General features: G+C 73.1%; 10 protein-coding genes. 4 read left to right on the top strand and 6 right to left on the bottom strand.

The features are described from left to right. Positions 1-164: 164 nt before the first annotated feature. Positions 165-2,258 carry a HelD family protein gene (locus ACIQCZ_RS01030; protein ID WP_402278492.1) on the bottom strand — a complete coding sequence of 698 codons (2,094 nt, stop codon included), beginning with the start codon at positions 2,256-2,258 and terminating at the stop codon, positions 165-167. Positions 2,259-2,652: 394 nt separating this feature from the next. Here ACIQCZ_RS01030 and ACIQCZ_RS01035 point away from each other — a divergent pair, with 394 nt between their 5' ends. Beyond that, a complete protein-coding gene (locus ACIQCZ_RS01035; RefSeq protein ID WP_376221836.1) occupies positions 2,653-2,844 on the top strand; it encodes a hypothetical protein in 192 nt (63 codons plus the stop codon). A 47-nt stretch (positions 2,845-2,891) separates the two neighbouring features. Here the strand turns inward: ACIQCZ_RS01035 and ACIQCZ_RS01040 are convergent, their stop codons facing one another. Both ACIQCZ_RS01040 and ACIQCZ_RS01045 read right to left on the bottom strand, forming a co-directional pair. Next, a complete protein-coding gene (locus ACIQCZ_RS01040) occupies positions 2,892-4,535 on the bottom strand; it encodes a DNA repair helicase XPB (RefSeq protein WP_376216650.1) in 1,644 nt (547 codons plus the stop codon). A gap of 196 nt (positions 4,536-4,731) precedes the next feature. Next, complete coding sequence (locus tag ACIQCZ_RS01045; protein WP_402278495.1) at positions 4,732-7,191, bottom strand: helicase-associated domain-containing protein; 2,460 nt, start codon at positions 7,189-7,191, stop codon at positions 4,732-4,734. A gap of 75 nt (positions 7,192-7,266) precedes the next feature. Between ACIQCZ_RS01045 and ACIQCZ_RS01050 the strand changes: the two genes are divergently transcribed. Next, on the top strand, positions 7,267-8,382 hold the full coding sequence (locus tag ACIQCZ_RS01050; RefSeq protein WP_402278497.1) for a hypothetical protein: 1,116 nt from the start codon (positions 7,267-7,269) through the stop codon (positions 8,380-8,382). Positions 8,383-8,470: 88 nt separating this feature from the next. Here ACIQCZ_RS01050 and ACIQCZ_RS01055 read toward each other — a convergent pair whose 3' ends face one another. From ACIQCZ_RS01055 to ACIQCZ_RS01065, 3 genes are read right to left on the bottom strand one after another with little or no spacing between them, the layout of a single operon-like run. Continuing rightward, positions 8,471-9,343, bottom strand: coding sequence for an ABC transporter ATP-binding protein (locus ACIQCZ_RS01055; protein WP_402278499.1), 873 nt, complete (start codon positions 9,341-9,343; stop codon positions 8,471-8,473). After that, positions 9,340-10,419: a FecCD family ABC transporter permease gene (locus ACIQCZ_RS01060; RefSeq protein ID WP_402278501.1), complete on the bottom strand. Its 1,080-nt coding sequence runs from the start codon at positions 10,417-10,419 to the stop codon at positions 9,340-9,342. Before ACIQCZ_RS01060 ends, ACIQCZ_RS01055 begins: the two co-directional genes overlap by 4 nt. Further along, positions 10,416-11,426 (bottom strand): FecCD family ABC transporter permease, encoded by a 1,011-nt coding sequence (locus ACIQCZ_RS01065; protein ID WP_402278503.1) that lies wholly within the window; start codon positions 11,424-11,426, stop codon positions 10,416-10,418. The genes ACIQCZ_RS01060 and ACIQCZ_RS01065 overlap by 4 nt, the downstream gene beginning before the upstream one ends. Before the next feature lie 304 nt (positions 11,427-11,730). On the opposite strand from ACIQCZ_RS01065, the gene ACIQCZ_RS01070 reads away from it, so the two are divergent. Beyond that, complete coding sequence (locus ACIQCZ_RS01070) at positions 11,731-12,366, top strand: HAD family hydrolase (protein WP_402280157.1); 636 nt, start codon at positions 11,731-11,733, stop codon at positions 12,364-12,366. Positions 12,367-12,597: 231 nt separating this feature from the next. After that, positions 12,598-14,556 carry a transglycosylase domain-containing protein gene (locus tag ACIQCZ_RS01075; RefSeq protein WP_402278505.1) on the top strand — a complete coding sequence of 653 codons (1,959 nt, stop codon included), beginning with the start codon at positions 12,598-12,600 and terminating at the stop codon, positions 14,554-14,556. Positions 14,557-14,661 lie beyond the last annotated feature (105 nt).

The raw sequence follows: 14,661 nt of genomic DNA on the forward strand, positions 1-14,661 counted from the left end.
CCGAGGATTCGCCGTTACGCGCTGCCCCGCCCCGCGGGCGTCGGCACCGAGCCGGCCGGCCGCGTCCGTCCCGGGTGTGCCCGCGCCTCGATCAAGGCCCGGTGGGGCTGTTCCCCCGTGCGCCCCGTCCGGGGCCCGGGGGCGTCGCCCCCGGGCCCCGCTCCTCAGATGCCGGTGAGGCCGGCGGGCGCCAGCTCTCCCGGCAGCCCTGCCGCGTGCACCACCGTCAGCCCCGACACCGCACGCGTCAGCGCCACGTACAGCCGGCGCAGCCCCGTGCGCTCGTCCGGTTCGCCGTCCACCACCGCGGCCGGTTCGTCCAGTACCACGTAGTCGTACTCCAGGCCCTTCGCCAGCGATGCCGGGACCAGCGTCAGCCGGGACTCGGCGGTCGTCTCCTCACCGGGGGAGAGATACGCGTGGCCCGCCGCGGTCAGCGCGTCCGCCAGCGCAGGAACACGCGCATCGGCGGCGATCAGGCCGATCGACCCCTCGCGCGTCAGCGACTCCTCGCACGCCGCCAGTACCGCCGCGTCCAGATCCGCGGGGCCGGCCACCTGCCGTACCTCCAGCGAACCCGGCGACTCGCGCACCGACTCCACCGCCGCGAGCCCCGGAGAGATCTTCGGCAGCAGCCGGGACGCGTACGCGATCACCTCGCGCGGCACACGGAAGCCCGCCGTCAGCTCCTCCACCACCGCGTCCGGCTTGCCCAGGTGGTGCAGTGCCTGCGCCCAGCTCTCCGTCGACCACGGCGTCGTGCCCTGCGCGAGATCGCCGAGGACCGTCGCCGAACCCGTCGTGCAACGGCGGCCCACCGCCCGGTACTGCATGGGGGACAGGTCCTGGGCCTCGTCGAGCACGACATGGCCGAGCGAGTGCGTACGCGCCACCAAGTCGCTCGCCTCGTCGATCAGCACCGCGTCCGCCGCCGACCACTTCGCGGACTTCACGCTGCGGGCCGGCCTGGTCCACAGGATCGTCTTCTGCTCGTCCTCGGTGAGCAGCCCCGCCGCGTGCGCGGCCAGGAACTCCGCGTCGGTGAGCAGCCGCAGCACCACCTTGGCCGGCTCGACGGCAGGCCAGATGGCCTTCACGGCCGCCTTCACGGCAGGATTGCGGGCCACCGCGTTCTGCACCCGGTCGTCGGGCGCCTCGCCCGCCTCCTCCATCCGCACCAGGACGGAGTGCGCGATCCGCTGCGGAAGCGCCTCATGGGCGGCCCCGTAGCGCATGTCACGGGCCAGCAGTTCGGTGACGATCTCCTCCAGCTCGTACGTCGGCACCCGCCAGCGCCGCGAACCGCGCACCACCATCACCGGCTCCGTCGGCGTCGTCACATGCGAACGGATCGCCCGCCGCAGCACCTGGGCCATCCTGGCGTCGCCCTTGACGACGGCGGCGGCCGCCGAGTCCGTGCCGCGCACCTCGATGCCGGCCGCCACCAGATCGTCGACGGTCGCCTGCTTCACCTCCAGCTCACCGAGGGCCGGGAGCACCTGCTCGATGTAGTGGAGGAAGGACCGGTTCGGGCCGATGACCAGCGTGCCGGTACGGGCGAGCCGCTCGCGGTGCGCGTACAGCAGATACGCGACCCGGTGCAGGCCGACGGCCGTCTTGCCGGTGCCGGGCCCTCCTTGCACGCAGACGGTCCCGCCGAGGCCGCTGCGGACGATCTCGTCCTGCTCGGGCTGGATCGTCGCGACGATGTCACGCATCGGCCCGACACGCGGCCGCTCGATCTCCGCCTGGAGCAGCTTGCTGGTCTGCTCGGCCTCGGCGGGGTCGGTGAGGTGTTCGTCCTCGTACGCGGTCAGCTCACCGCCGGTGTAGCCGAAGCGGCGGCGCCGGCCGACGTCCTGGGGATCCTTCCTGGACGCCCGGTAGAACGGCTGCGAGACGGGCGCGCGCCAGTCGATGACCATCGGGTCGCCGTCGGCGTCATGGACGTGGCGGCGCCCGATGTAGAACTGCTCTCCCTCGGCACCCTCGGCCTGTTCCGCACCGACCGCGTGCTGATAGTCCAGGCGCCCGAAGAAGAGCGGCGTATGGGCGAGATCGGCGAGCGACTTGATGCGCTCGTCGATCTGGGCCTGCAGAACGGCCGCGTTCACCCAGTTCGCGGTGACATCACGGATGTCGAGGGCCTGGGCGTCCTCGCGCATCGCCCGCAACGCGGAGCGGGACGCGGTGAGATGGGCGCGTTCACGATCCAGGGGATCGGTGGTGGTGTCGCTTTCGTGTTCGTGCGCGGGCACGGTGTTGCCTCCGGCTTTTCAACGCAGGACGGCGGACCGCGTCTCGCTCCCGGCCACGGCTCGGGGCGATGCGGTCCGCTCGGGGATCGATCACGGGATACGCGCGCGGGCGCACGTACGGCTGTCGGCCGGTTTCCGTCCGGTCGGCGGCGCTCCCCCGGCTGCCGGCGAAGGCCGGTACCACGGTGCGGGAGGCGGGCAGACCGGCGATTGTAACGACCGCCCCCGTCGAGGTCGAACGGATTTGACGCCCGGCCGATATCGGGCTCGCTCCGGCCCGCTGCCGGGTCCACCCCGTAGGGGACGGCATGCGACCGGAGACCTACGCGCACCGCTCCCGGATTCCGTCCGGGGATCGATGCCGTCGCGGGCCGGGCGCAGGACCATGGATTACATGAGCACCGTCACCCTGAACCCCCGCAGGACCGGTCCCGCGCACGGCGCGACGGCGGCCACCGGTCACCCGTACACCCACCGCGTCGGTGACGCCCTGCGCGCCGTCAAGGTCTACGCCCGCGCCGCGTTCGGTGTCGTCGTCCTCGGCGAGTACGCGGAGGAGGCGGGCGTCCACCGCCGCGAGCACTGAGTGCCGCACGCGGCGCCCGTCGGCCGGCCCCGGACCGGCCACCGTCCTCAGCCGTCGGCCAGCAACTCGTCCGCGTCCACGATCCGGTACGCGTACCCCTGCTCGGCCAGGAAGCGCTGGCGGTGCGCCGCGAAGTCCTGATCGATCGTGTCGCGGGCGACCACCGAGTAGAAGCGCGCCTCGTGCCCGTCGGCCTTCGGCCGCAGCACCCGGCCGAGCCGCTGCGCCTCCTCCTGCCGCGAACCGAACGTCCCCGACACCTGAATGGCGACGGTCGCCTCCGGCAGGTCGATGGAGAAGTTCGCGACCTTCGACACCACGAGGACGCTGATCTCGCCCTCGCGGAACGCGTCGAAGAGCTTCTCGCGCTGGGCGTTGGTCGTCTCGCCCTTGATCACCGGGGCGTCCAGATGCTCACCCAGTTCGTCGAGCTGGTCGATGTACTGCCCGATGACCAGGGTCTGCTCGCCCCGGTGCCTGCGGACCAGCGACTCCGTCACGTTCCGCTTCGTCGCCGTCGTCGCGCAGAACCGGTACTTCTCCTCGGTCTCCGCCGTCGCGTACGCGAGCCGCTCCGAGTCCGTCAGATTGACGCGCACCTCGACGCAGTCGGCGGGCGCGATGTAGCCCTGCGCCTCGATCTCCTTCCACGGGGCGTCGAACCGCTTGGGCCCGATCAGCGAGAAGACGTCCGACTCGCGGCCGTCCTCACGCACCAGCGTCGCGGTGAGGCCGAGGCGCCGCCGGGCCTGCAGATCGGCGGTGAACTTGAAGACGGGCGCGGGCAGCAGATGCACCTCGTCGTAGATCACCAGACCCCAGTCGCGGGAGTCGAACAGCTCCAGATGCGGGTAGACGCCCTTCCGGCGGGTCGTCAGCACCTGGTAGGTGGCGATGGTGACCGGCCGGATCTCCTTGCGCGTACCGCTGTACTCGCCGATCTCGTCCTCGGTCAGCGAGGTCCGCTTCACCAGCTCGTGCTTCCACTGCCGGGCCGAGACGGTGTTCGTCACCAGGATCAGCGTGGTCGCCTTGGCCCGCGCCATCGCACCGGCCCCGACCAGCGTCTTGCCCGCGCCGCAGGGCAGTACGACGACGCCCGAGCCGCCGTGCCAGAAACCCTCGACGGCCTGCTTCTGGTACGGCCGCAGCGCCCAGCCGTCCTCCGCGAGCTCGATGGGGTGCGCCTCGCCGTCCACGTAGCCCGCGAGGTCCTCGGCGGGCCAGCCGAGCTTCAGCAGCGTCTGCTTGATCTGTCCGCGTTCCGAGGGGTGCACGGCGACGGTGTCCGGGTCGATCCGCGCCCCGACCAGCGGCTGGACCTTCTTCGACCGGAGGATCTCCTCCAGCACGGGCCGGTCGGTGGAGGTCAGCACCAGACCGTGCACCGGATCCTTGGAGAGCGTGAGGCGGCCGTACCTGGCCATCGTCTCGGCGATGTCGACGAGCAGCGCGTGCGGAACGGGGTAGCGCGAGTACTGCACGAGCGCGTCGACGACCTGCTCGGCGTCGTGCCCCGCGGCGCGCGCGTTCCACAGCCCGAGCGGGGTCAGCCGGTAGGTGTGGATGTGCTCGGGCGCCCGCTCCAGCTCGGCGAAGGGCGCAATGGCCCGCCGGCAGGCGTCTGCCTGGTCGTGGTCGACTTCCAGGAGCAGTGTCTTGTCGCTTTGAACGATGAGGGGTCCACTCACGCGCGTCGGCCCTTTCTGCTGCGGGGACGGCCGGGAACGGCCAAACGTCCAGTGTGCCGCATCCGGTGGTGCGGGTGCGCCGCGTCGCCGGGCGCGGGGCCCGTCGGCCCGACGGATTGCCATCGGCCGGGGTCGCCGCGCACGGGCGGCCGCCCGTGCGGGCACGACACCCGTGCGGGGGCGCCGGGCTCCGGGCTCAGTGTGCGGCGTCGTCGGCCAGTTCGGCGACTCCGGTGATCCGGTGCAGCGGGTACGTGCGGACCTCGTCCGCCGTGTGGTCGTACGCCGTGACGAAGCCGCCCTCGACCCGGACCGGGGCGATGACGCGCTGGCTGGCCGCGCCGTCCGCGTTGACGTAGCCGATCCAGATCGCCGAGCCGGTCATCGCGGCGGCCTGGACGGTGGCGAGGGTCTCGGCGGAGGTCGTACGGGGCAGGGAGCCGGGCGTGGCGGCGGGCGCGTCGGCCGGGTCCTTGCGGACCACCGTGGCGGCCGTGTCCCCGGCGCGGATCGCCCGGACCGCCGCGCCGAGCAGGGTCGCGTCCGGGACCGGAGGGCCCTCGGGCACGGGGACGGGGGGTGTGCGGGGCGGCGTGCGACGGGCGCCCGCGCGGGTGATCAGGACGTCGCCCTCGGCGGACTCGGCGGCCGGCGCGTAGCCCATCTCGCGCAGCCCTTCGAGCAGGGACGCCGGGTCGACCTGGGCGGCCAGGGCCGTCGGTGCCAGGCGGCGCAGGCGCAGTGCGGCCGAGCGCCGGTCGGCGAGGATCTCGTTCAGCACGGCCTCGTCGTCGCAGCGTACGTACGAGGAGGCGGCGCCGATCCGCAGATGGCCGTGGCGGCGGGCGACGTCGTCGATGAGGTAGCTGAGCGGCTGCGGCACCGGCGTGCGGCTGTGGGCGGCGAGGAAGGCGTGCAGGTCGGCCGCGGACTGTCCGGCGTCCAGGGCCCGGCGCACGGAGCCGGGGGTGAAGCGGTAGACCGTCGCGCCGCCCTTCGACTCGATGTCCGCGAGGGCGGAGAGCATGTCCGCCAGCGGGCGCTCCAGCGGACCGGGGGCGACGGCCGTCAGGTCGGCCTGGAGCAGGACGTGGTCCAGGGGCTCCGGGATGAGGGGCGCGAGCAGCGCGGCGGCCTCGGCGGGGCCGGAGTCGAGCAGGGCGCGGGTGTGCGCGGCGAGTGCGCCGCGGCCGGTGATGCCGAGGAGTTCGGACTCGTTGAGCGTCCACAGGGCGATCCGGGACCGGAGGTCGGTGGTGTCCCCGGCGGAGGCGGACGCGCCGCGCAGCGGGCGTTCCCAGCGGAGCCGGGCGAGCACGGTCTCCGGGTCGGGGGCGGTGCCCGGCTCCAGGGAGGCGAGGAGGGCCAGGATCCGGTGGCGGATCTCGGGCGCGGCGGAGCGGTCGAGGTCGGGGCCGAGGGCGGACAGGGCCCGGCCCTTGGCGTCCTGGCCGCCGATCAGTCCGGGTGTACGGGTCGCGGCGAGCCAGGCGGTGGCGAGGCGCGCCCAGCGGTCCTGGGCGGGGAGTTCGGCCCAGTCGTCGTAGGCGGGCGTCGGCGCGTACCGTTCGTCGGCCTCGCCGTCGGAGGCCAGCAGCCCGGCCGCGTAGGCGAGTTCGGTCCAGAACGCGGCGACCGGCTCGGAGACGTCGAGGGCGGTGGCGGTCCGCTTCAGGTCGCGGACGCTGAGGCCGCCGGCCCGCAGTATCGCGGGCCCGCCGCCGTTCCAGCCCTTCAGCAGCTCCTCGACGGTGCCCACCGCCAGGAAGGCCTGGCCGGCCGCGGCGCTGTCCACAGCCTGGGGATCACGGGTGGCGACCGCCTCCACGGCCGGCGGGCGCGGTTCCGGCACCCGGTGGGCGCGTCCGGCCCGCAGATGCAGGGCGGCCTCGCGCGGCAGCACCACGGTGCGGGTCGACACGGGCAGCAGCAGCCCGTGGTCGCGCAGCCATTTCACCGGCGGGGTGGGGTTCGGGGTCACTTCCCCGTACGGCGGCCCCCACACCAGCCGGTCCAGCACGGACAGGGCCTCGGCGGGGGCGGTGTCCAGCAGCTCGCCCATCCTGGTCCGGTCGGTGAAGAGCGCCGACAGGGACGTCACCGCGGAGACCGGATCGTGGGTGGTGGGCAGACCGGCCGCCGCCAGGATCTCCTGGAGGCGGCCCGGCGACATTCCGGCGGTCGCCTCCGCGACGGTCGGGCCCAGGCCGGTGGGGGAGGGGTGCTGCGGGGACGGCGCGAGGAGTTCGCGTGCGGTGCGCACCAGTCGCAGCCGGTCGTTCTCGCCCCAGACGAGGGCCTGTTCGCGCAGTGTGTCCAGGGCGGCGGGCAGCGCGTCCCCGATCGCCGTGTCCGCGCCGCCCCGGTGCTCGCCGTCGTCCCGGCCGTCGCCGGTGAGGAGGCCGAGCAGCGTCTCGTACGGGGCGGGGTCGGGAGCCACGGCGAGCGCCTCGGCGGTCTGCAGCGCGAACCGGTCGAGGTGCTCCAGCGCGCGTACGACGGAGGCACGCGTGCCGGCTCTCGTCGCGAGCTGGGTGATGTCGCCCGGCACGGGGGTGAGGAGATCGGGGCGGGCGCGCAGCAGCCCCGCCAGCGATTCGTCGTCCCGGGCGCGGAGGGCCTCGGCGAGCGTCCGCGGTGGTGTGGTCGTCCCCATCCGTCCCACGGTAGTCGTTCCGGGCAGGCCTGAGGGCGCTACCGTCGGTGCAGGGCCGCAGAGGGGAACCATCACGTGGGCATCGAGAGCGACCAGCTCGTCTACGACTATCTGAGCCGGGTCGGGGACCTGGCGCAGCAGCAACAGCTGTCCTCGGGAGCCCGGATGAGGCTCGTCGCGACGCTCCGGGGCGAGATCGACCGGCAGCGCGAGAAGCAGTCCGGGGACACCCCGGCGGCGGTCCGACGCATCATCGGGAGGCTCGGCACGCCGGACGAACTGGTCGCCGCGGCGGCCTCGTCGGCGGACGGCACGGTGGAGCTGCCGCAGGGGCCGGGACCCGTCGCGGGGGAGGGCGGCGGCATCCCCCGGCCGCGCCGGGGAATGCTGCGGAAAGACGGTTCCGGCCGGGGCGCGTCGCCGGTGCGGGCGGAGACCCCGGATGGGGAGTCCTCGGACGCGGAGCCGGGGCGCGCCGACGAGTCCGCGCCGTCCGCGGCCCCGGAACCGGCCGGGCGGGTGCCGTCGCCGCCGCACATGGCCGGTTCGGACGAGCTGGGCCGGTCCGGCAACGAGCCCGACTGGTGGCGCGTCGAGCCGACGCCGTTCGGTGACGGGGTCGATGTACCGGGGTTCGTCGGCGGTGTCGAGATCCCGGACATGATGAAGCCGCCGCCCGCGGACGGGGGCGCCGTGCCGCGTCCGCGCACGGGTGACGGTGCGCCGGAGTACGACGAGCCGGACGGCGGTGACGGTCCCGCCGAGGACGACGGTCCCGGCGAGGCCCCGCGCCGCCGACGGTTCCCGGGGTTCGGCCGCCGTGCCGCGCGCGAGGGCGGTGCGACGGGCCGCGGCTTCTCCCACCCCTTGCTGCTGCTCGCCGCCGTGCTGCTGGTCGCGGGCGCGGTGACGGGCTCCTGGCTGCCCCTGGCCGGCGGCTGGCTGCTGGCGTACAGCTCGCGCAAGCTCTCCCGCGCGGAGGCGAAGTGGGCCGTGATGGGGCTGCCGGGCGTGGTCGTGGCGGGCGCCCTGGTCTGGCTGTGGGGCCGGACGACGGGCCGCTGGGGCGAACCCATCCCGCAGGACGGGATGGCGCAGGCGCTGAGCGGGGTCTGGCCGGTGGTGGTACGGACGGCCGCCGTGGCGTCGGCGGTGTTCCTGGTGTGGCGGGCGCGGAGGCGCGCGGGATAGGCGGGGTGCACGCCGCCCAGCGGCACAATCGAGCCCGCCCGGCGATCGAGGACGGTCGCCCGCGCCCGGGCCGGGAGCGGGGCACGGTTCACGCCGTCGGCGTGGCCTGCCACGGCGCACCCGGCACCACGAGCGGCGAACCCGTCACCGGGCACGGGACGATCACCGCGTCCAGGCCGAAGACCTCGCGCACGAGATCGGCGGTCACGATGTCGTCCGGGTGGCCCTCGGCGACGATCCGGCCCGCCTTCATGGCGACCAGGTGGTCCGCGTACCGGGCGGCCTGGTTGAGGTCGTGGAGCACGGTGACGACGGTCCGGCCGCGGGTGCCGTCCGCCGCCGGGGCGGTCAGCCGGCGCACCAGGTCGAGGACTTCCACCTGATGCGCGATGTCGAGGTACGTGGTCGGCTCGTCGAGCAGCAGCAGATCGGTCTCCTGGGCGAGCGCCATCGCGATCCAGACCCGCTGACGCTGCCCGCCGGACAGCTCGTCCACCGACCGTTCGCCGAGTGCGGTGACGTCCGTACGCTCCATCGCCTCCGTCACCGCCCGCTCGTCCTCCTGGGACCACTGCTGCCACCAGTGCTGATGCGGCTGCCGGCCGCGGGCGACGAGGTCGGAGACCGTGATCGCCTCGGGGGCGACCGGGGTCTGCGGCAGCAGCCCGATCGACTGGGCGATCCTCCGCGTGGGGATCCTCGACAGCTCGGTGCCGTCCAGGAGCACCGCCCCGCCGCGCGGCTTGAGGAGCCGGCCGAGCGCGCGCAGGGTGGTCGACTTGCCGCAGGCGTTCGGGCCGACGATCACGGTGACCCGGCCGTCGGGCACGTCGAGGTCCAGTTCGCGCACGACGGTGCGGTCCTCGTACGCGAGGGTCAGCTCCCGTGCGGTGAGCCGGCCGGCCGCGGTCGCCGCGGCCTCGGGCGCGTCAGGCGCGTCGGACGTACGGGTCGAGCTCATGCGGTGCCTCCACTACGGCCGCGACCGCCGCCGTGACCTCGGACGATCAGCCAGATCAGATACGGGGCGCCGACCGCCGCCGTCAGAACGCCCACCGGAAGCTCGGTGGGCGAGAAGAGCCTGCGTGCCAGCAGATCCGCGAAGACCACGATCACCGCGCCGAGCAGCGCCGAGCAGAACAGCGGGATCTGCGCGGTGCGGGTCATCCGGCGGGCGATCTGCGGGGCGAGCAGCGCCACGAAGTCGACCGGCCCGGCCGTCCCCGTCGCCACGGACGCCAGGATCACGCCGAGGGCGACGAGCCCCAGCCGTACGCGTCCCAGACGCACCCCGAGCGCCGTCGCGGTGTCGTCGTCCATGGAGACGGTGCGCTGGGCCCGCGCCGCCCACAGGACGGCCGGCAGGAGGATCAGCAGCGTCCAGCCGATCGGCGCGGCCTCGGACCAGCCGCGGCCGTTGAGCGAGCCGGTCATCCAGACCTGCGCCTGCTGGGCGACCAGATAGTCGCCCTTCGTCATGAACAGCGTGGTGACCGACCGCAGCGCGATGGCGAAGCCGATACCGATCAGGACGAAGCGGGTGGCGTGCAGCCCGCCGCGCCAGGCGAAGACGTACACCAGCGCCGCGGCGGCCACCCCGCCGATGACGGACAGATACGGCAGCACGGTGTACGAGGTGACGCCGAAGGTCATCGCGCCGACCGTGAGCGCGCTCGCCCCCTGGCTGATGCCGATGATGTCGGGGCTGGCCAGCGGATTGCGGGCGACGGTCTGGATCAGCGCGCCGGCGATCCCGAACGCCGCGCCGACCAGCAGCCCCACGACCATCCGCGGCAGTCGCAGCGTGCCGACGACCAGCTCGTCGGGGGACGGCTGTCCGAGGACCACCTTCACGACCTCGCCGGGCGCGACGAAGCTCTCGCCGACGCTGAGATACGCGACACACAGGGCGGCCAGCGCGACGAGGAGGGCCGCGGCGACGACGGCCGCGCGCCGGTGCAGCAGGAACCGGCCCCGCGCCCCGATCCGTACGACGTGGTACCCGGCGGGCCGCACCCGGACCGTGGTGCCGCTCATGCGGGCACCGCCTTCCTGCGCACCAGCACGACCAGGAACGGAACACCGATCAGTGCCGTCATCACGCCCGCCGGCACCTCGCTCGGCGGGAAGAGGACACGGCCGACGACATCGGAGACGAGCAGCATGACGGGTCCGATCAGGGCCGCCATCGGCAGCACCCAGCGGTGGTCGCTGCCGACGATCGCGCGGGCGATGTGCGGGACGGCGAGCCCGATGAACGCGATCGGACCGGCCGCCGCGACACCGACACCGGTCAGCACGGTGGCCCCGATGCCGCCGACGACCCGTACCGTGGCGACCTTCTGCCCGAGGCCCTTCGCCACGTCCTCGCCGAGCGCCAGCGCGTCCAGCCCCCGGGCGACGGACAGTACGAGCACGGTTCCGACCAGCATGAACGGCCAGATCTGCTGGGCCACATCGGCCTCGCGCCCGCCGAGGGAGCCGACCTGCCAGAAGCGGAACTCGTCCAGCGCGGACGCCTTGGTCGTCAGCACCGCCGTCGTCACCGACACCAGCAGCGCGTTGATCGCGGCGCCGCCCAGGGCGAGCTTCACGGGGGTGGCGCCCCCGCGCCCGCTGGAGGCGACGGCGTACACGGCGACCGAGGCGATCGCGGCCCCGGCGAACGCGAACCATGCGTACCCCGTCAGGGTGTGGATTCCGGCGTACGCGATGGCCAGCACCACGCCCACCGAGGCGCCTTGGCTGATGCCGAGGATGCCGGGGTCGGCGATGGGGTTACGGGTGATGCCCTGGAGCACCGTGCCCGCGAGGGCCAGTGCCGCGCCGACCATCAGCCCGATCAGGGTGCGCGGTACCCGCATGTTCCGGATGACTTCGGCGGAGTCGGAGTGCCCGCCGTGCAGCAGGGCGTCCATCACCTCGGAGGGGGGTATGGAACGGGCCCCCACGGCGAGACTGAGAAGGACCGCCACCAGCAGCGCCGCAACGGCCGCCGCCGTCGCGAGTGCGCGTCTGGGGCGGCGTGGTGCGGCGGCTGACATGGGACCCAATCGAAAGGCGAAGCAAAGTTAGGCTTGGCTAAGTCTAAGGCCGACCGGCACATGGGGGGTGGGAGAAGGAGCGGGGCTGGGTGCGTGCGTCTGCAAGGCGGAGGGGGGAGGCAACGCGGAGGGGGTCCCTCCCATGCCTTTCGGGCTATGGGGGAGTTGTCGACCGACGACAACGCCGCGGATGTGCGTGCCCGGCCCCGCGACGCCGCCCCCCCATGTGCCGGTCGGTCCAAGCACCGCCGGTTCGGCGACCGAGGCCCGTACCGCCGACGCCCGGCACCCGCCACGCGCGACAATGGGCTTCATGCCTTCGCACCCGCTGACGGTCGGCTTCGACCTCGACATGACGCTCATCGACACCCGGCCCGGCATCAAGGCCGCCTACCTGGCGCTTTCGGCCGAGACGGGGACGCCGATCGACGCGGACCTGGTGGTGAGCAGGCTCGGGCCGCCCGTCGACGACGAGTTGCGCAACTGGTTCCCGGCCGACGCGGTGGCCGCCACCGCCGACCGCTACCGGGAGATCTATCCCACATACGCCATCACCCCGAGCCCCGCGCTGCCGGGTGCCCGGGAGTCGGTCGCGGCGATCCGTGAGCGGGGCGGCCGGGCGATAGTCGTCACGGCCAAGCACCGGCCGAGCGCGGAGCTCCACCTCGCCCACCTCGGGATCGAGCCCGACGCGGTGATCGGCGGCCTGTGGGCGGAGGCCAAGGGCCGGGCGCTGAGCGAGCACGGCGCGCACGTGTACGTGGGCGACCACACCGGCGACGTACGCGGAGCCCGCACGGCAGGGGCGCTGTCGGTCGCGGTCGCCACGGGGCCCTGCGACGCGCAAGAGCTCCGGGCGGCGGGCGCGGACGTCGTCCTGTCGTCACTGACGGAGTTCCCGTCCTGGCTGGACGCGTACCTGGACGGGGACGCGGCGTAGGCCTTCGGCGGGGGCGGATTCACCGAGCGCCGGGCGACCATGCCCACGCACGCTCCCGCGGCGGGTTGACGAACCCGATCCACCCGGCTGCCGACGGCCGTTGTGCTTCGTCCTCGGTTCGCCACCCGTGTCGGACGGGGCTTTGAGACAACCCGATCGTGATCCGGAACATCTCCTCTCACAAGCCCGCACCACACCGGTGCGGGACGGTGAACGAGGAGCTGCCGGAGCATGGCCCGACGCCCCATCCGTCCGACCCGCCTTCGCGGGCTCCGTGTCGACTACCCCCGCCGGGGGAGAAGCAACTGGCTCCGCTGGGTCCCTTCGTGGCGGCAGGCGCTGAGCGGGATCCTGCTCGGATCCGGGGCGCTGGCCGGGCTGTTCGCCGTGGTCTACGCATCCGTCGACATCCCGGACGAGAACGCCGAGGCGCGCAGGCAGGGCACCGTCTACTACTGGGCGGACGGCAGCCGGATGGTGAGCGTGGGCGCGGTCGATCGGCAGAACGTCACGCTCGCCGACATACCCGATTCGGTGGAGCACGCGGTCATCGCCGCCGAGAACGAGACCTTCTACTCCGACTCGGGGGTATCGGTGAAGGGGATCGCCCGCGCGGCCGTCAGCATGGTCGAAGGCGGTGAGACCCAGGGCGGCTCGACCATCACCCAGCAGTACGTGAAGAACACCTATCTCAGCCAGGAGCAGTCGGCCACCCGGAAGTTCAAGGAGTTCTTCATCTCGCTGAAGCTGAGCAACAAGCAGAGCAAGGAGGAGATCCTCCAGGGATATCTGAACACCAGCTGGTTCGGCCGCGGCGCCTACGGCATCCAGGCAGCGGCGCACGCGTACTACGGAATCCCCGCGAAGGACCTCGACCCCAGCCAGGCGGCGCTGCTCGCGTCCCTGCTCAAGGGGGCGGAGCAGTACGACCCCGCAGGCGGCAAAGGCAACCACGAACGCGCCGTCGACCGCTGGGAGTGGATCCTCGACCGGCAGGTGGAGATCGGCACGATGACGAAGGCCGAGCGGGCCGCGTACCAGAAGTTCCCCGAGCCGAGGCCGGCCGCCAAGCCGACCAGCCTCGGCGGTCAGACCGGCTATCTCGTCGACATCGCCAACAAGTACATCAGGAAGCGCTCGGGCCTCACCGACAAGGACCTCTTCCGGGGCGGCTACCGGGTGCACACCACCTTCGACAAGGCCAGGGTGGGGCAGATGGAGCGGGCCGTGCGGAGCGTGCGCAAGCGCGACCTCGATCCCAAGAAGCGCCAAGAGGACAAGCACGTCGAGGTCGGTGCCGCGTCCGTGCGGTCCGACGGGGCCGTGGTCGCGGTGTACGGCGGAGCCGACGCGGTCACCCACTTCGCCAACAACGCCGACACCGCGGGCGTCCCCGTCGGCTCGGCCTTCAAGCCCTTCGTGCTGGCAGCGGCCCTTCAGCACGGCGACGGGATCACCCTGGACAGCGGCTACGACAGCGAGGGGCGTCTGATCAAGGACGGCCCGTACGCGGCGCTCCCCGCCCCGCCGGGTGCCGGTTCCGGCCAGGTGATGGTGACGGCGCCGACGCCCCTGCGCGATGCGCTGATCAAGTCGTCCAACGCCACCTTCACTCTGCTCGGCAAGGACATCGGGCTGAAGAAGGTGAAGGAACTGGCGGTATCGGCCGGGCTGCACAAGGAGAGCCTGGCCCGCCTGGACAAGTCCTTTCCCCTCGGCACGTCCACACCGAGCGCGGTCAGGATGGCGGACGCGTACACCGCCTTCAGCAACGACGGTATGAGGGCCGATCCCTACTCGGTGACCAGGATGACCCGGGACGGCGAGGTGGTCGAGGGCTTCGGGAAACCCGAGCCGCGGCGCGCGATGGACGCCTCGGTGGCCAACGATGTGAACAACACCCTGGGGATGCTGGCCTGGACGCGGCTGGGTCGGGACGGGAAGTTCGGCACGTTCGCCAGGACCAAGGCTGCCGGCGACCTCTCGGCGGGCGCGACCGGCGAGGACGACCGGATGAAGTCGGCCTGGTTCATCGGCCACACCAAGGGGCTGACCACGGCCGTCACGATGTTCCGCAGCAAGCCGGGCACCCCTCAACTGCTGGGAATGCAGGGCGTGGGCGGACCCGATTCGGGACGCGGCAATGTCTTCCCGCTCCGGATCTGGAGCGCCTACGTCACGGGGAAGTAGGCCCAACTTGACGGAGTTCCCGTCCTGGCTGGACAGCCAAGGGCTGTCCCGTAACCCCTGGCGGGATGCGGGATGCGGGATGCGGGTGCGGTGTGTCGGGTACGG

Source organism: Streptomyces sp. NPDC093149, assembly GCF_044754145.1.
Lineage (GTDB): Bacteria > Actinomycetota > Actinomycetes > Streptomycetales > Streptomycetaceae > Streptomyces.